Source organism: Streptomyces sp. NPDC002640 (assembly GCF_053592575.1).
On record NZ_JBSFVZ010000017.1, the window covers coordinates 175,434 to 192,817 of the forward strand.

Here is a 17,384-nt window from a genome sequence, read left to right on the forward strand (position 1 = left end):
GGGCCCGCGGCAACAGGGCAAGGGCGTCACGGCGAGGGCGTCACCGCGGCGGCGTCACCGTGCGGGGGCCGGCACCGGGTCCGTCAGGTCCCGGGCGGTGGAGGAGGCCAGCGCGAGCAGCGGGGCCGCCTTGACGACGGTCTCCTCGAACTCCGCCTCGGGTTCGGACAGGGCCACGACCGCGCCGCCCACCCCGTACCGCAGCCGTCCGGGGGTGACGACGGCGGTGCGGATGACCACGCTGAAGTCCGCGGCGCCGGAGAGGGAGAGGTAGCCGATGGCCCCGGAGTACACGCCGCGCGGGCCGTTCTCCAGCCGGTCGATGATCTCCATGGTCCGGATCTTCGGCGCACCGGTCATCGACCCCGGGGGGAAGGCCGCGCGCAGGCAGTCCACCGGGCCGCTGTCGCGGCGCAGCCGGGCGGTCACCGTGCTGACGAGCTGGTGGACGGTGGCGTAGCTCTCGACGGCGAAGACCGGGTCGGCGCGCACGGTGCCGGGTTCCGCGCACCGGCCCAGGTCGTTGCGGACCAGGTCGACGATCATCAGGTTCTCGGCGCGGTCCTTCTCGTGGGTGCGCAGGTCCGCGGCGAGGGCGGCGTCCTCCGCGGGGGTGGAGCCACGGGGGCGGGTGCCCTTGATGGGCTTGGACTCGGCGATCCGGTCGGACGAGATCCGCAGGAACCGTTCGGGTGAGGTCGAGAGCACGGACAGGTCGCCGAACCGGAGCAGGGCGCCGAACGGGGCGGGGCTGGTGCGCCGCAGGTGGCGGTACCCCTGCCAGGGGTCGAGGTCGCCGTGGACCTCGGCCATGTTGGTGAGGCATATCTCGTAGCTCTCCCCCGCGGCGATCTCCTCCTGGCAGGCGCCGACGAGGCCGAGGTAGGCCGCACGGTCGTGACGCAGCCGCACCGGCCCCGGGGCGGCGGGGGGTTCGGGGCGGCCGGCCGGCGCGGCGCCCGCGAGTGCGGCGAGCCGCCGGCGGGTGTCGTCGAGCCAGGTCCGGGCGGCGTGCGTCGCGCCGGCCTCCGCCAGGGCGAGCAGATGGGTGGTGCCGGTCCGGTGGTCGAGGACCAGGGCCCGGTCCGCGAAGACCATCACGGCGTCGGGCTCCTCGGCGCGGTGGCTGGGCGGGGCGCCGCACTCGGCCTTGAGCCCGTAGCCGAGGTAGCCGGTCCAGCCGAGGGCGAAGTCGCAGGGGAGGTCCGGCACTTCGACGTCGAGGGAGGCGAGGTCCTGGTCGAGCCACCGCAGGAACGGGCCCTCGACGGTCTCCTCGGACGTCGCCGAGCGCACGGTGACGGTGCGGGTGGCGACGTCGGCCGTGGCCACCCGGGCCAGCGGCCCGGAGGCGTCGCCCATGACCGAGAACCGGCCCTGCTCGTCACGCCGGCTGCTGTCCAGCCAGAACGCGTGGTCGCCGTCGGAGAACAGCCGCTCGAAGAGGGTCTCGTCGTCGCAGGGGGTGGGGACCCGCGCGCTCAGCACCCGCAGCGAACGGGCCGGGGCGGCGGCAGCGGCACCGGCACCGGCAGCGGCACCAGCACCCGCACCCGCACCCGCAGCGGCACCGGCAGCGGCGGGCGCCGTCGGGGACGCCGACACACCGGTGGCAGAGGCCCGGTGGCGGCCGGCGCCCGCGCGGGCCAGGGCGAAGAAGTTCGCCAGCAGTTCGTCGCCGTACTCGGAGCAGATCGACTCCGGGTGGAACTGGACGCCCCACAGCGGGCGTTCGCGGTGCCGCAGGCCCATGACCACCCCGTCGGGGGTCCAGGCGGTGACCTCCAGGTGCTCCGGGAGGCCGGTCACGGCGAGCGAGTGGTACCGCACCGCCTCGAACGGCGAGGGCAGTCCCGCGAAGAGCCCGACGCCCTCGTGCAGGACGGGTGAGGTCTGCCCGTGCCGGGGCCTCGGGGCGCGGCCGACGCTCGCGCCGTGCACCAGCCCGATGCCCTGGTGGCCGAGGCAGATGCCGAGCAGCGGGAGTTCGGCGCGCTCGACGATTTCCCGGCAGATGCCGAAGTCGGCGGCGCGTTCCGGGGTGCCGGGCCCCGGTGAGACGACGACGTTGTCGAAGTCCGCGAGCAGACCGGGGTGCCAGTGCGGATCGTCGTTGCGGACGACCGTCGGCTCCTCGCCGGTGACGCGTGCGATCTGGTGGACCAGGTTGTAGGTGAAGGAGTCGTAGTTGTCGACGAGCAGGGTGCGCATGGACGTGGTTCCCTCGTCGGGTCGAGTCGAGTCGGTGGGGTCGAGTCGGTCGAATCGAGTCAGCTCAGGTCGGTCGGTCGGTCGGCCGGTGGTCAGGCGGCCGGCACGATCTGCAGGAGCACGTGCTCGACGAGGTCGTCGCCGTACTCCCCTTCCCTGACCGTGCGGCTGTCCAGCAGGCGCAGCTCGCGGCCCGCCTCGGCGGCCATGCGGGACAGCAGGGAGTGGTCGCCCCGGCTGCTGAAGTGCAGCAGGGCCCGCCCGCCGGGCGTCGTCCGCAGCGGCGCCTGCTCCAGGTAGCCGCGGTGCGACCGGTAACCGGCGTCGACGTAGGCGCGCTCGTGGTCCGACTCGTACTGGTAGTGGTCGGGGCCGAGCACGTAGTTGGAGCTCCAGAAGACGGTGTCGAACCGCTCGCCGTCGGCGAGCCCGGAGAACAGGTCGCCGTGCACGGCGGTGACCCGGTCGGTCACCTCGTGGCGGCGGGCGTTGACGGCGGCGTTGCGCACCGCCTGGGGGTTGATGTCCGAGGCGACGACCGGGCCGTGTCCGGCGAGCGCGGCGGTCACCGCGATGGCGCCCGTGCCGCAGCCGATCTCCAGGAACGAGCCCCGGTGCGCCCCGTCGCCCGCCGGGCCGGTGAGTCCGAGCAGGTCCAGGGCGACGCCGGTGGACGGCGAGTACAGGGGCGCGAACACCTCGTCGAGGAGGTCCCACTGCCGCCCGGCAAGGGTGAAGACGGAGGGCCGGTCCGCGCGGACGAGGGACTGGCGGCTGCGCTCCAGCGAACGCCGGTAGTCCTGCACCTGCGATGTGTTCGGCATGGGGGTCTCCACTGTTCCGATCCGTTCGGTGGCGTCGCACTGTGCGATGCCCTTGGTACCGAGCCTGACGGGAGGGGGGCGAGTGACGGAAGGTGCCCGGACGACAACGGATGGTGGTCACAGGGGTGATCGCGCCACCGTCGTGCGCGTGAACTGGCCTTATCTCGATGAGGGGCAGGGCCGTTGTTGACCCCTGACGAGCATCTGATCTAGCTTTCCCTCGATCTCGCACCTTTGCCTGGGGGGAGCCGCAGGATGCCGGCCAGTGAGGGACTGCTCGAGAGGTACGCGCTCGCCATGCTCGACCTGCTGGCCAGGGAGGCGCCCGTCGAGCAGTTCGAGGAGCTGGTCCGGGAGGCGGCCCGGGAGGATGCCGGCGAGGACGCGCTGGCGGCGGTGGCCGCCGCCAAGAACCGCTCGCTGGAGGTCAGGCAGCTGTTCGCCCGGCGTCAGCAGCGCGAGGCCGGGCTGTCCGCGCTGGTGGACACCGCCCGCGACCTGACCCAGCCGTACAACCTGGACAGTCTGCTGACCGTGATCACCCGCAGGACCCGGCTGCTGATGGGCCTGGACATGTCCTGGGTGAGCATGCTCGGCGACGACGGGTCCTCCCGTGTGCAGGCCGCGGACGGGTACGCCTCGGCGATCACGGTCGGGTTCCTGGTGTCGAGCGGCGGCGGGGTCGGCTGGCAGGCGCGGCAGCGGGTCGCTCCCTTCTGGACGCCCGACTACATGCGGGACGAGACCTTCACCCACGACGAGGCCATCGACCACGTCGTGCGGTCGGAGGGGCTGCGGGCCGTGATGGCGATCCCGCTGCGGTACGAGAACGCGACGATGGGCGTGCTCTACGGCGCGGACCGCAACGTCCGGCACTTCCTGCCGGACGAGATCGCGCTGATGACCTCGCTGGCCGACCTGGCGGCCGTCGCCATCGAACGGACCCGGCTGCTGGAGCGGACCCGCACCGAGGTCGCCTCGCTGGCGGGTGACGTCGCGCGGGCCGAGGCGTCCTCCGCCGGGGCGAACCGGCTGCACCGGGTCCACCGGACCCTGCTCGACCAGGCACTCGGCGGGGGCGACCTGAACGCCCTGATGGAGCGGGCTGCGGCCGAACTGGGCGGGGCACTGGTGCTGCGCGACCCCGTCGACAAGCACCTCGCGCACACGCCGGACCTGCCGGCTCTTTTTTCGGGCCCGGACTCAACTCGCGTAGATCACCCGGCGCTCGACCGGGTCTGCCTGGACGCGCGGGCCGGTGAGGGACTCGTCAGGGGTGACGACGGCGCGGGCGGTGTGCTGCTGGCCGGCCCGGTCACCGGCGGCACGGAGAACCTCGGCACCCTGGTGCTGTGCGGGGCGCGGGCCCCGTCCGGGGAGCAGGAGCGGCTGCTGGGCCTGGCCGCCCAGGCCGTCGCCGTCCACCTGCTGCTGCAGCGCGGCACGGCGGTGGCCGAGGGACAGGTCAGGGACGAGCTGCTGCACGACCTGCTGCACATATCCCAGCTGCCGCGGGGGCAGCTCGCGGCCCGCGGGCGCCGTCTCGCGGTCGACCTCGGCGAGCCGCACGTCGTCGTCGTGGCCCGGCCCGAGGGCGGTTCGCAGAGCCGGGCCAACGCCTGGGCGGCGGCGTACGCGCAGCGGCTGTCGGGGCTCAAGTACGTCGACGGCGGCCACATCGTGCTCCTGCTCCCCGGTGACGACCCGGCCGGCGCGGCCCGGTCGGTGCGGCGGGAGCTGTCCGCGGTGCTCGGCCATCCGGTGACCGCGGGCGCGGCCGGGCCCACCGCCGCGCCGGACGAGGTACGGCACGTCTACCGGGAGGCCCAGCGGTGCCTGGAGACGCTCACCGCGCTGGACGGCACCGGCGGCACCGCCTCGCCGGACGAACTCGGCTTCCTGGGGCTGCTGTTGTCCGAGAAGCAGGACGTCGCGCGGTTCGTCGGCTCGGCGATCGGGCCGGTGCTGGAGTACGACCGCCAGCAGTCGACGGAGCTGGTGCGGACGCTGGAGTCGTACTTCGCCTCCGGCAGCAGCCCCACGCGGGCGGCGGAGCTGCTGCACGTCCATCCGAACACCGTGTCACGGCGACTGGAGCGGATCACCGACCTGCTGGGCCCCCACTGGCAGGAACCCGCCCGGGCGCTGGAGGTGCAGCTGGCGCTGCGGCTGCACCGCACCCGGCACCTGCTGGCCGAGGGCGAGGGCGACGGCGCCGCGGCGCCCGGCCAGGCCTTGCCCGGTCAGGCGCTGTGGGCCTCGACCGGTTCGGGCACCGCGTAGTCCGCGCCCGCGTCGGCGAGCATCCGCGCGGCGTAGGCCACCGAGGCCAGCGTGGTGTGCCGGTGCCAGCCGTTGAACGACCGGCCGACGAAGTCCCGCAGCCCGACCTCCGCGCCCGTGGTGGCGCAGTCCCGGGTCACCCGCCGGGCCAGCTTGGCCAGGCGCAGCAGGACCGGGGGCGGCGTGCCCTCCAGGTCGGTGAGCCAGAACTCCGTCGGCGGCCGGCCCGGGTCGCTCCACTCGCCGAGCAGCAGCCCCGGCCGTCCGCCCCTCTCGCCGGTCCGGGGCAGGACCACCGGTACTCCCACCACCAGCGAGTGCCGCACGGCCTCCTGACCGCCTGACGGGTCGGTCCACCGCACCGGGCGGCGCAGCGCCCTGACCGAGTCGGCGACGCGCTGCGCGCTCAGCGGGCCCGCGCCGAAGCCCGGCAGCGACGGCTCGCGCACGGTGACCGGGGCGGAGCCCGGGATCCGCACCAGCAGCGGCGCCCCCGCGGCCTGGTACCGCCGGAACGTCACGCCCGGGTCCGGGCCCGTCGCCCCCAGCACCACGGGCAGGCGCGGCAGCCCCCACCCGAGGGTGGCCCGCACGACCGCCGCCGCGCACTCCTCCAGCGTCTCCTCGGCCGTCCCGTCGGGGATCTCGGCCCTCCGGCGCCGTTCCGGGTCCTGGAGCCAGCCGCCCGGCAGGTGCAGCCGCCAGTTGACGGGGGCGCTCGACCGCTCGGAGGCGAACCACAGGCCGAAGGCCTGCTGGCCGTTGTCCGGCCGGCCCGGGCCGGGCGCGACGTGCCGGCCGACGCCCACCGAGTGCTCGCCCACCTTGGGGATGACCATCGGCTGCACCACCCAGGCGGTGGGCGGCACGAGCTCCTGCAGGTGGTGGGCCAGGGCCTCCCGCATCGGCGTCCAGGCCCAGGTGGAGGCGGAGATGAGGTGGTGCAGGCTCTGCTCGGCCGCTCCGCCGCCGACGGCGGAGGCGATCCGGCGCACCGACTTGCGGCCGTCGGCGCGGAGCAGCCCGCGCACGTACTGCTCGGCCCACCAGCGCTGGTCCTTCCTGCGCAACGTCCGCGGGAAGAGCGCGGCGGACAGTTCCGCGACGGTGTCCGCCGGCTCGTGGAGCGCCGCCCACCCGGGGTCCGCCCAGGCTCCGCCAGGAAACGTTCCGCTCATGGTCACCCTGCCTCTCGCCCGGCCGACTCCGACGCGTCCCAGACTGCCGACCGACCGTGCTCCGGGAGGAGGTGTCACCGGAACCCTCTCGGGCCGCGACGGTGGTGGCCGGACCACCGCCACCCCGCCGCGGGATCCCGGTGGCGCCCCCTCCGACGGGAAGCCGGGTGGTGGGCCGGCCACCATCGCGGCGGCGCGGCCCGGCCGCGCGGCACGGCAACCTGACGGACTTCCGCGGACCTGATGAGGATCCGGAACGGCGCTTGTGGCATCCCCGGCCGATCCAGACAGTGATGGCCGTGGTCAACGCCCGGCTCGGGTCCCGAACGACGGACCCTCGCAGCCGGCCGCATCCCTCGTCCCCCACCGTCGGAAGGCAGCCCCGTGCCGTCACCGCAACTGGCCGACGCCGTCGGCTCTCACCGAGGCAGACACCCCGACCGGGTGGCCCTGTCCTGCTGTCACCGCAGCCTCACCTACCGGCAGCTGGACGACCTCACCCGGACGTTCACCGAGCACCTGCGGCGACTGCCGCTGGACGCCGGCGCCACCGTCTGCGTGCCGGCGCACAAGTCGCCGGAGACCGTCGCCCTGCTCCTCGCGGTGTTCCGGCAGGGGCTGGTCGCGCTCGTCCCCTCGCCCGACCTCGGCGTGGAGGCGCTGGACCGGCTGAGCAGGCGGGCCCGGGCCCGCCTGCTGCTCCGGGCTGACGAGCGGGCGGGCCTGACGGCCGAGCCGGTCGAGCCGGACGAGGCCGAGGCGACGGGGTTCGCGGTGCCGGACGCCGCCCGCACCCGGCTGCTGCTCACCACCTCCGGTTCCACCGGAACCCCGAAGATCGTGCCCATTCCCGTCGACGGCTTCACCGCGTTCGCCGACTGGGCCGCCGACGCCTTCGAGCTGGGCGCCGACGACGTCGCCCTCTCCTACGCCCCCCTCAACTTCGACCTGGCGCTGCTGGACCTGTGGACGTTCCTGCGGCTGGGCGCCCATGTCGTGCTCGTCGGCAAGGAGCACGCCGCGGACGCCGGCCGCCTGCGGTCGCTGGTCTCGGAACGGGGCGTCACCTTCGTCCAGGGCGTTCCCCTGCTGCACCGGCTGCTGGCCCGGGACACCGACGGGGTGTATCCCGCGGTCCGGCACGCGGTGTTCACCGGGGAGGCCATGCCGGCCGATCTGCTGCCCGCGGTGTTCGCCGCGTACCCCCGGGCGAGGCTGCACAACGTGTTCGGCTGCACGGAGACCAACGACTCGTTCGTCCACGAGGTCCCCCGCGCCGGGGCCGGTGCGGGTGCCGGGGAGAGGCTGCCGATCGGCCGCCCCCTGCCCGGGGTGCGCGCTCTGGTCGTCGACGCGGACGGAGCCGTCCTGGACGGCCCGGGCCACGGCGAGCTGCTGGTGGCGACGCCGTTCCAGACCGACGGCTACCTCCAGAGCTCCCTCGACGAGGCGGCGTTCACCGAGATCGGCGGCCGGAGGTACTACCGGACGGGTGACCTCGTCGTCCGGTCCGCGGACGGCCTGGTCCATCTGGAGGGGCGCGCCGACTGGCAGGTCAAGGTGCGCGGCATCCGCACCAACCTCCAGGAGGTGGAGGCCGTCATCGGGGCGCACCCCGAGGTGGCCGAGGCCGTCGTCGTCGCCCTTCCCGACGACCGGGCCGGCGTCCGGCTGCACGCCGTGGTGACCCGGCGGCCCGTCACCGCCCTGACCGGCCTGGGCCTGCGCGCCTTCGCGGGCGCGCGACTGCCCCGGCACGCCGTCCCCGCGTCCGTCCACATCACCGACCACCCCCTGCCCCGCACGTCCACGGGCAAGCCCGACCGCAACCGGATCCGGGCCGACCGCATGAAGGAGACCACGACCGCATGACCACCCAGCACATCGCGGACCAGCACATCTCGGACCAGCACACCGCCGACCGGCACACCGCCGACGAGATCCGCGCCTACATCGCCGCCGAGTTCCTGGCGGGCGAGGACGTCTCGGACCTCACCGACGACTACGACCTCGCCGCCGCCGGGGTGATCGACAGCCTCGGCCTGGTCCGGCTTGTCTCGCACATCGCGACCGCCTACCGGGTGCCGATGGACGAGATCGACATCGCGCCGGACGACTTCCGGACCATCGCCTCGATCACCGGGCTGATACGCCGGCACGCCGGACCCGTCGCGGCCTGACACCTACCCGGCGGCGCCGCCACCCACCACCCCCATACCCACGACCCGCACGCACCACCCCGTACGCCGCACCCAGCACCGCACACCAACACCGAAGGAGAGTTCCTGTGTTCACCCGTAGCGTCGACGACGTCGTCCCCGTCGAGTGGGGCAACGGCACCAGCCACCGTCTCCTGGTGGAGGCCGACCGTATGGGCTTCGCCTTCGCCGTGACCCTGGTGCGCCAGGGCACCACGAGCGCCCTGCAGTACCGCAACCACCTCGAGGCCTGCTACTGCGTCGAGGGCTCCGGCGAGGTGGTCGAGAAGGACGGCACCCGGCACAAGATCGTCCCGGGCACGATCTACGTCCTCGACCAGCACGACCCGCACTACCTCATCGCCTCGGACTACGAGGACCTGCACCTCGTCTCGGTGTTCAACCCGCCGATCGTCGGCGACGAGCGGCACACCCTGTCCGAGGACGGCTTCTCGCAGTACTGATCCCGGCACCGAGCCACCGGCCCCGTTTCGCGGAGTACACGCGGAGTACAGAGGAGAACCGCACCATGTCCGACCGAGCACCGCAGCACGACCTCCTGCACCTGACGACTCCCTGGGCCGAGCGGCTCAACGCCGACGTCGAGGAACTGGACGGCCGGGCCGAGTTCTCCCGGCGCAAGTGGTCCGCCGTCCAGGAGACCGGGATCCTGCGGGTCCCCTTCGACGAGGCCTACGGCGGGCACGGCCGCTCGCTGACCGAGACCATGCTCGCCCTGGAGGGACTGGGCCGGGTGTCGCGCGACTCCGGCCTGTCCTTCTCGGTCTCCACCCAGATCGTGTCCGTCGGCGTGCCGCTGGAACGTTTCGCCTCGGACGAGCTGAAGGAGCGTTACCTCCCGAAGATCGTCTCCGGTGACCTGATCACGGCGCACGCCATCACCGAGGAGTCCGGTGGCTCCGACGCCATGAACATCTCCACCACCGCCGTGCGCGAGGGCGACCAGTACGTCGTCAACGGCGGGAAGATGTTCATCACCAACGCGCCGGTCGCGGACCTGTTCCTGCTCTACGTCCGCACCGGCGCACCGGGCCCGTTCGGCCTCACCTGCCTGCTGGTCGAGGCCGGCGCGCCCGGCCTGGTGGTGGGTCCCGCCATGGACAAGATGGGGCTGCGCACCAGCCCCGTCGGCACGCTCGCCTTCGAGGACCTGCGGGTGCCCGTCAGCCACCGGGTCGGCGGGGAGGGCGCCGGATTCCTCGCCCTCGACCACGTCATGAAGCGGGAAGTGCTCTTCTCCTTCTCCATCACGCTCGGCGAGATGACCCGCCGGCTGGAGGAGACCATCCGCTTCGCCCGGGCGCGGCAGCAGTTCGGCCGGCCCATCGGCAAGTACCAGGCGATCTCCCACAAGATCGCCGACATGCAGATCCGCACCGAGACCGCCCGGAAGTGGCTGCGCGACACCGGCCGGAAGGTGGAGTCCGGCCAGGACGCCGCCGTCGACCTCGCCGCCACCAAGACCGTCGTGTCGGAGGCGAACGTGCAGAACGCCCTCGACGCGGTCCGCATCCACGGCGGACGCGGTGTGCTCACCGGCCACGGGGTCGAACGCGCCCTGCGCGACTCCGTCGCCGGGACCATCTACTCCGGGACCAGCGAGATCCAGCGCACCCGGATCGCCAGCCTCCTCGGCCTCTGACCAGGGAACGAGACCATGACCGAGCTGCCCAGCCACCTCACCGCCCCGACCGAGTTCCTCGACCACCAGTCCGAGGCGGTGCAGACCTTCATCGACGAGGTCGTCGACGACCGTTCGGCCGACCACCGTGTCAACGCCGTCAAGCTGTACTACGCGGTCCGCGACACCGTCCACTACGAGGTGTACGGCGCCGACCTGTCCCGCGAGGGACTGAAGGCGTCCAGCACCGCCACCCTCAGGTCCGGCTTCTGCCTGCACAAGTCGGTCCTGTTCGCCGCCGCCGTCCGCGCCCTGGGCATCCCGTCCCGGCTGGTGTACGGCGACGTCCGCAACCACCTCGCCTCGCCCCGTCTGATCGAGCACATCGGCGGCGAGGTCTTCTTCCACGGCCTGACCCAGATTTACCTGGAGGGCCGCTGGGTGAAGGCCACCCCCGTCTTCAACAAGCTGCTCTGCCGGCTTTACGGCATGCGGCCCCTGGAGTTCGACGGCCTGTCCGACAGCCTCCACCACCCGCACGGCGACGGCGGAGCCATGGAGTTCCTGAAGGACCACGGCGCCTTCGACGACCTGCCGTACGAGTTCGTCATGGCGTCGATGCGCCGGGCGCACCCGCGGTTCCTCGAGGGGACCGGCACCGTCTCCGGCGGCTCGCTCGCCTCCGAGGCCGTCCCCCCGTCCGTCCTGAGCAACTGACCCGTCGAGGAGACCCCCATGAACACCACCACCGTGGCGCCCGCCGCCGACCCCGCCCTGCTGGACATCGACGAGGAGGTGCGCGAGGCCCTCCACGAGGGCAGGCCGGTCGTCGCCCTGGAGTCCTCGGCCATCCCGCACGGGCTGCCGTACCCCGCCAACCTCGACCTGGCGCTCGACATCGACGCGCAGGTCCGCCAGGCCGGCGCGGTCCCCGCCCGGGTCGCGGTCCTGGACGGCCGCATCCGGGTGGGCATGACCAAGGAGCAGCTCGAACTCTTCGCCTCCTCCCCCGACGTCCCCAAGGTCAGCACCCGCGACCTCTCCCTCACCCTGACGCGGGGCGGCCTCGGCGCCACCACCGTCTCCTCCTCCCTGGTCGCGGCGGAGCTGGCGGGCATCCCGGTCTTCGCGGTCGCGGGCATCGGCGGGGTGCACCGCGACGCCCCGTACAGCTTCGACATCTCCGCCGACCTGGTGCAGTTCACCCGCAGCCGGGTCGCCGTGGTCTGCGCCGGGGCCAAGTCCATGCTGCACCCCGCGTGGACCCTGGAGTGGCTGGAGACGGCGGGCATCCCGGTCATCGGCTACCGCTGCGACGACTTCCCCGCCTACCTGAGCGTCAGCAGCGGGGTGCGCAACCCGCACCGGCTGGACGACCTGCGGGAGATCGCCGCCGTCGTCCTCAACCACTGGCGGACCGGCACCGCCACCTCGGCCCTGGTCACCCATCCGATCCAGGAGGCCGACGGCATCCCGTCCGAGGACATCGAGGCCGCCCTCGAGGACGCCACCGCCCAGGCGAAGGCCGCCGGGGTCACCGGCCCCGCGATCACGCCGTACCTGCTGAAGGCGATAGCGCAGGCGACCCAGGGCCGCACCGCGGCCGCCAACCGGTCCGTGCTGCTGTCGACCGCGGCCCTCGCCGGCGAGTTCGCCGCGCAGTTCTCCCTCGAGCTCGCCGAGCGGGCGGGAGCACCGGCATGACGCTTCCCGGCACGCCCGCCGCCGTCCTCTTCGACCTCGACGGCACCCTGCTGGACACCCCGGGCGCCATCGCCCGGGTGCTCCACCGGGTCCTGGCGCACACCGGCCACCCGCCGGTCCCGGAGGACCGGGTGCGCGCCACCGTCGGCCGGCCGCTCACCGCCGTCTTCGCCGAGCTCACCGGGCTGCCCGAGGACCACCCGCGGGTGGCCGAGGCGGTCGCGCACTTCCGCGAGCGGTTCCGCAAGGAGGTGGTCCCCCACGCCGCCGACCTGGTCTTCCCCGGGGTGCCGGAGCTGCTGGGCCGGCTGCGCGCCGAGGGGACCAGGACCGCGATCTGCACCAGCAAGATCCGGGCCAGCGCCCTGGAGCTCCTCGAACCCGCCGGTCTCGCCGGGGAGTTCGACGCCGTGGTCTGCCACGGCATGGCTCCGCGCGGCAAGCCCCACCCCGACCTCGCGCTGCTCGCCGCCCGGTCGGTCGGCATCGCGCCGGAGCGGTGCCTGGTCGTCGGCGACGCCGTGGACGACATGCGGATGGCGTCGGCGGCCGGCATGCCGGCGGTCGGCGTCTCCTACGGGGTCGCCTCCGCGCGGCAGCTGACCGAGGCGGGCGCCGGGCTGGTGGCGGACACGGTCGGCGCGCTGGAACGGGCGCTGACCGGCCGCCTCCCCTCGACGGCATCGGCCCCCTCCTGAACCGGGCGGGCCCGGCGAGCGGATCGGCTCTCCCCGGGCCCGCCCCTCCTCCCCACACCCAGGACGAACACAAGAACCAGGCGGTCATTGATCCCATGTCCACTCCCTCACCGTCCTCCGCGCCGACGGCGACGCGCAGTCCCGTCGGCGGCCTCGTCACCCTCTCCGCGGCCCAGTTCCTCATCGCGCTCGACTTCTCCATCATCTTCGTCGCCCTGCCCGAGATCGGCTCCGAGCTGACGCTGTCCGGCAGCGCCATGCAGTGGGTCGTCAGCGCCTACTCGGTGTTCTTCGCGGGCTTCCTGATCGTCGGCGGCCGCGTCGGCGACCGGATCGGCGCCCGCAAGCTGTTCATGGCCGCGCTGGTCCTCTTCGGCGTGGCCTCCCTGCTCGGCGGCATCGCGGCGAACGCGGCGCTGCTGCTGATCGCCCGCGGCGCCCAGGGCGTCGCCGCGGCCTGCCTCCAGCCGTCGGTGCTGGCCCTGGTGAACACCACGTTCCCGGCGGGGCGGGAACGCACCCGGGCGCTCGCGGTCTGGGGCACGGTCGGCGCCAGCGGGCTGGCGGCCGGCGTGGTCATCGGCGGACTGCTGACCACCCTCTCCTGGCGGTGGACGTTCCTCGTCAACCTGCCCTTCGCCGTGCTGTGCGTGCTGGCGGCCCCGCGCTTCCTGCCCGGGAAGGCCGACCGCGGCCGCCACTCGGCCCTCAACGTCCTCAACGCCGTGCTGTGCACCGCCATGGTGCTGGTCTCCGTCCTCGGCCTCACCCTGGCCGCCGACATCGGCTGGACCGAGCCGGCGACCCTGGGCTCCTTCGCCGTCGGGGCCGTCCTGCTGGTCCTGTTCGGGCTGCGGGAGCGCGGCAGCCGGCAGCCCCTGGTCGACCCGGCGCTGCGGCGCACCCGCAGCCTCGTCATGGGCTGCGGCTCCTCGGCCCTGTACATGGCGAGCGTGGCGGGCGTCGAGTTCTACCTGGTGACGCTGCTCCTGCAGGACGGCCGCGGGTACACGCCGCTCGCCGCCGGCATCGCGTTCCTGCCGCTCGCCGCGTGCATCACCTTCGGCAACATGATCGCCGGGAAGCTGGTGGGGCCCCTCGGCGTGCGCCGCTGCCTGACGGTGGCCTTCGTGATCGGTGCGGTCGGGCTCCTGCTGCTGGGCCTCTCCGCGCGCGACCACGGCTACCTCACGGGCATGCTGCCCGGCCTGGTCGTCAGCGGCCTCGGCCACGGCATGATCTACACCACGATGTTCGTCGGCGGCACGCGCGACGTGGACGACCGCAACCAGGGCGTGGCCGGGGCGCTGATGACCACCACCCAGTACGCGGGCGGGGCCCTCGGCGTGGCGGCCCTCGTCCTCGTCCTGGGCACCGACCCGGGCGACGGGGCCTTCCGCACGGGCTTCCTGCTGGCCGGCGGGATCGCCGTGGCCGGCGCGGTGCTCGCCTGGCTCGGTTTCACGCCGGGCGGCGGCCAGGACGCCGCGGCCTCTGCGGGCCGGGACGGCGAGCCGGCGGGCGTCGAGCGGGCGGACGGCGAGCGGGCTGACGGCGAGCGGGCTGACGGCGGCCGGACGGCCGGTGTCCGGGCCCCCGCCAAGGCGGGTGAGAGCTGATGGCCGCGGCGGCCGCCCGCCTGGGCATCCTCGTCATCCACAACGACCCGGTGCCCGAGACCGAGATCTGGCGCACGGCCCCGGAGGGGGTGTCCGTCCACACCGCCCGTTTCGAGTGCCCGCGGCCCGCCGACACCGAGTACGTCGGCAGCCCCGCCGCGGCCCTGGCGAACGCGCCCGACGTCGTCCGTGGCCTGGACCAGCTGGGCCGGCTGGGCGTGCACAGCATCGCGCTCTGCTTCGGGTCGAGCAGCTTCTTCGGAGGGCCCGCGTTCGACACCGAGTTCGCCGCCGCGGCGGCCGCCCACGCGCACGGGACGCCCGTCCACACCGCGGCGACGGCCATCACGGCCGCGCTGCGGGCGTCCGGTGTCCGGCGACCGCTGCTGGTGATGCCCCCGTGGTTCACCGAGCCGACGTTCCGGGCCACGCGCGACTACCTGGCCGAGGTGGGCGTCGGGCGGACCAGGCTGGTGCAGTTCGAGCTCGGCCCGGAGTGGGACGGCGTCGCCCGCTACAACGCCTTCGACGAGGGCGCCCACTGGACCATCGACGCCACCGAGGTGCACCAGCAGGTCGTGAAGGCGTTCCACGACCCGGACCACCCGCGCCCGGACGGCGTCCTGGTCCCGGGCAGCGGCTTCCCCGCCCGGGCCGCCGTGGTGCCCCTGGAGCAGGAACTCGGCGTCCCGGTCATCACCTCGAACCAGGCGGTCCTCTGGTACGGACTGCGCCACGCCGCACCGGGCACCGGCACGGCCGACGGGGGAAGCCTCTTCACCCGTCCGCTGCCCTGACTCCGCCCCACCCCGCCCGGTCACCCTGCCCGTCACCCCGCCCGCCGCTCCGGCGGCGTGCGGGGTGACGGGCCGTCGCGTCCGGTAGCGCGGCCGGCCGGGTGTCCCGCGGTTGCGGGCGGCGGGCCGCGCGCCGAGCCTTGACGAGCGGCACGTCCGGCACATCCGGCACGTCCGGCACGTCCGGCACCGGCCGGGCGGGTCACCGGCCCGGTCCCGTACAGTCGCCCCGTCACACCCCGGCCGCCCGCCCGTCACGCACCAAGGAGCTCCCATGCACGTCGAGACCAGGAACGTCCCCGACACCGAGGGGCCGGAGGGGCGCTGGGAGGCCCACGCCGACGGCGGGACGCGGGTCGCGGGACTCGCCCGGTACATCCGCACGCCGGACATGATCGCGTTCACCCACACCGAGGTCGACCCGGCCTACGAGGGGCAGGGCATCGGGTCGGCGCTGGTGCGCGCCTCCCTGGACGACGCGCGGGCCCAGGGCAAGAAGGTGCTCCCCGTCTGCCCGTTCTACTCGGGCTGGATCGACCGCCACCCCGAGTACCACGACCTGCGCTACACGAGCCGCAGCTCCGTGGTGGACTGACCCCCGGCGCACCTCCCGTCCCCGCCGCCCCACCCGTGCGCGGCGGGTGAACGGCGGTCGACCGACCGACAACCCAGCGGCCACGGCGGTGTCATCCTCCCGTCAACTCCCGTACACCGGACCCATCGAGAGTTGCGCGGTGCAGAACGACACCGCGGTACGCATGCCGCTCCAAAGGGGCAGCGTCACCTCCGACAAGCCCACCGCCCCGGCACGCGAACACCGCTTCGACATCGATCTGATGCGGCTGATCTGTTCTGCGACCGTCATGCTCGGCCACGTGGGCGCCCAGTTCATCCACGCCACCGGCAACGACCCGCGGAACGGCGCCGGTTCGTACTGGGCGGGCCACCTCGCCGAAGGCGTCAACGCCTTCGCCGTCCCCATGTACTTCGCCATCGCCGGCTGGGCCGTGCTGGTCGGAGCCCCGCCCAGGGACAGTTCCCGTATGTGGCAGCGGGTGGTCCGCAACGTCGTCCCGCTCTTCGCCTGGACGGCGGTCTACCTGGTCTGGGCGTGGCTGCGGGACCGCAACGACCGGCCCATGACGGAGCTGGCGGCGAACTCGCTGTTCGCCTCGGTGCAGCCCGCCTACCACCTGTGGTTCATGTACACCTACATCCCGGTGATCATGCTGCTCGCCTTCGCGGTGCTGATCAGGGCGGGGCAGCGGCCGTGGGGGCTCGGCGCCGCGCTGCTCGGCATCGCCGTGCTGCCGAGCGGGCTGACCACGATCGCCGAGGTGACGGGCCACGGGACGCCGCCGGCGGCCTGGGGGTTCGGCACGTACTCGCTGGTGTACGCGGTCGGCGGCGCGCTGCTGTTCGCCCTTCCGGCGGGGGTCCTGCGCAAGCGGTGGCCCCTGGCCGTCCTGCTGCCGCTCACCATGGCCGGGGCGCTCTGGTACAACACGCAGGTCCACTACGTGCTGCCCAACGCGCACCTGTTCGTCGCCGCGATGACCGCCTGCGTGCTGCTGCTGGTCAGCAGGGTCCGGGTGCCCGAGGCGTGGCGCCCGCGGCTGCGGACGCTGGCCGACGCGGCGCTGGGGGCGTACATGGTGCACGTGCTGTTCGTCGAGGAGATCGTGCGGCCGCTGGTGTCGCCGGACCTCGGCGGGCCGGTGGCCGGGCTGCTGCTGGTCGCCCTGGTGGTGACGGTCCTGGCCCTGTCCTTCGCCACCAGCCTGCTGTGGGGCAAGCTGAACCTCCGACGACTCTTCGGCTGACGCGGGGGGCCGGGGCGCGGGGGCGGCGGCCCGGGCCCGCGGCGGGTGCGCGGCTCGCGACGGGTGCCGACTCGGGGCGGCGGACTCAGACCCGCGGGGGCGAGGCGACTTGCGGGCGGCGGCTAGGGCCTGTCCGGCGGATCATGCCGTTCTCGCCGCCGGGTTCGCTTCGTACGCCGCTTGAGCGGGGTCTGGTGCGTGCGGCTGCAAGGCGGAGGAGGGAGGCAACGCGGAGCGTCGTGGACCGACGACAACGCCGCAGACGTGCGTGCCAGGCCCCGCGACCCACGTGCATGATCCGCCGGACAGGCCCTAGGTCGTGTCCGCAAAGTGGGGGCGTCGTTGGTCTGTTCGTGGTGCGTCGTCATGAGCTGACTGATGAGTCGTGGGCGGTGATCGGGCCGTTG

Annotated in this window: 15 protein-coding genes; 12 read left to right on the top strand and 3 right to left on the bottom strand. The window is 73.8% G+C overall.

The window, feature by feature from the left end; translation table 11 throughout:
• Positions 1-54: 54 nt before the first annotated feature.
• Positions 55-2,211: an aminodeoxychorismate synthase component I gene (gene pabB / locus ACWD3O_RS22460; RefSeq protein ID WP_451417107.1), complete on the bottom strand. Its 2,157-nt coding sequence runs from the start codon at positions 2,209-2,211 to the stop codon at positions 55-57.
• A 92-nt stretch (positions 2,212-2,303) separates the two neighbouring features.
• Positions 2,304-3,035, bottom strand: coding sequence for a methyltransferase domain-containing protein (locus ACWD3O_RS22465; protein WP_451409364.1), 732 nt, complete (start codon positions 3,033-3,035; stop codon positions 2,304-2,306).
• Positions 3,036-3,290: 255 nt separating this feature from the next.
• On the opposite strand from ACWD3O_RS22465, the gene ACWD3O_RS22470 reads away from it, so the two are divergent.
• The gene (locus ACWD3O_RS22470; protein WP_451417108.1) at positions 3,291-5,318 is read left to right on the top strand and encodes a helix-turn-helix domain-containing protein; all 2,028 of its coding nucleotides are present in this window, start codon (positions 3,291-3,293) and stop codon (positions 5,316-5,318) included.
• On the opposite strand, the gene ACWD3O_RS22475 is transcribed toward ACWD3O_RS22470, so the two are convergent.
• Positions 5,279-6,496 carry an IS701 family transposase gene (locus ACWD3O_RS22475; RefSeq protein WP_451417109.1) on the bottom strand — a complete coding sequence of 406 codons (1,218 nt, stop codon included), beginning with the start codon at positions 6,494-6,496 and terminating at the stop codon, positions 5,279-5,281. The two genes, ACWD3O_RS22470 and ACWD3O_RS22475, sit on opposite strands and share 40 nt — an antisense overlap.
• 384 nt (positions 6,497-6,880) lie before the next feature.
• Between ACWD3O_RS22475 and ACWD3O_RS22480 the strand changes: the two genes are divergently transcribed.
• The 11 genes from ACWD3O_RS22480 (at position 6,881) to ACWD3O_RS22530 (ending at position 16,977) form a co-directional block, all read left to right on the top strand.
• Positions 6,881-8,368: an AMP-binding protein gene (locus ACWD3O_RS22480; protein WP_451417110.1), complete on the top strand. Its 1,488-nt coding sequence runs from the start codon at positions 6,881-6,883 to the stop codon at positions 8,366-8,368.
• The gene (locus ACWD3O_RS22485) at positions 8,365-8,676 is read left to right on the top strand and encodes an acyl carrier protein (RefSeq protein ID WP_451417111.1); all 312 of its coding nucleotides are present in this window, start codon (positions 8,365-8,367) and stop codon (positions 8,674-8,676) included. The genes ACWD3O_RS22480 and ACWD3O_RS22485 overlap by 4 nt, the downstream gene beginning before the upstream one ends.
• Positions 8,677-8,783: 107 nt before the next feature.
• A complete protein-coding gene (locus tag ACWD3O_RS22490; RefSeq protein WP_451409359.1) occupies positions 8,784-9,158 on the top strand; it encodes an ectoine synthase in 375 nt (124 codons plus the stop codon).
• Between the two features lie 65 nt (positions 9,159-9,223).
• Entirely contained in the window at positions 9,224-10,357 is a 1,134-nt protein-coding gene (locus ACWD3O_RS22495) for an acyl-CoA dehydrogenase family protein (protein WP_451417112.1), read from the top strand.
• A 15-nt stretch (positions 10,358-10,372) separates the two neighbouring features.
• Positions 10,373-11,053: a transglutaminase-like domain-containing protein gene (locus tag ACWD3O_RS22500; protein ID WP_451409357.1), complete on the top strand. Its 681-nt coding sequence runs from the start codon at positions 10,373-10,375 to the stop codon at positions 11,051-11,053.
• A gap of 18 nt (positions 11,054-11,071) precedes the next feature.
• Positions 11,072-12,040 (top strand): pseudouridine-5'-phosphate glycosidase, encoded by a 969-nt coding sequence (locus ACWD3O_RS22505; protein ID WP_451417113.1) that lies wholly within the window; start codon positions 11,072-11,074, stop codon positions 12,038-12,040.
• Positions 12,037-12,738 (top strand): HAD family hydrolase, encoded by a 702-nt coding sequence (locus tag ACWD3O_RS22510; RefSeq protein WP_451417114.1) that lies wholly within the window; start codon positions 12,037-12,039, stop codon positions 12,736-12,738. The genes ACWD3O_RS22505 and ACWD3O_RS22510 overlap by 4 nt, the downstream gene beginning before the upstream one ends.
• 95 nt (positions 12,739-12,833) lie before the next feature.
• The gene (locus tag ACWD3O_RS22515) at positions 12,834-14,357 is read left to right on the top strand and encodes an MFS transporter (RefSeq protein WP_451417115.1); all 1,524 of its coding nucleotides are present in this window, start codon (positions 12,834-12,836) and stop codon (positions 14,355-14,357) included.
• Positions 14,357-15,154: an aspartate racemase/maleate isomerase family protein gene (locus ACWD3O_RS22520; protein ID WP_451409353.1), complete on the top strand. Its 798-nt coding sequence runs from the start codon at positions 14,357-14,359 to the stop codon at positions 15,152-15,154. Before ACWD3O_RS22515 ends, ACWD3O_RS22520 begins: the two co-directional genes overlap by 1 nt.
• Positions 15,155-15,428: 274 nt before the next feature.
• Complete coding sequence (locus ACWD3O_RS22525; RefSeq protein WP_451417116.1) at positions 15,429-15,749, top strand: GNAT family N-acetyltransferase; 321 nt, start codon at positions 15,429-15,431, stop codon at positions 15,747-15,749.
• 139 nt (positions 15,750-15,888) lie between these two features.
• A complete protein-coding gene (locus tag ACWD3O_RS22530) occupies positions 15,889-16,977 on the top strand; it encodes an acyltransferase (RefSeq protein WP_451417117.1) in 1,089 nt (362 codons plus the stop codon).
• The last annotated feature ends 407 nt before the right edge of the window (positions 16,978-17,384 follow it).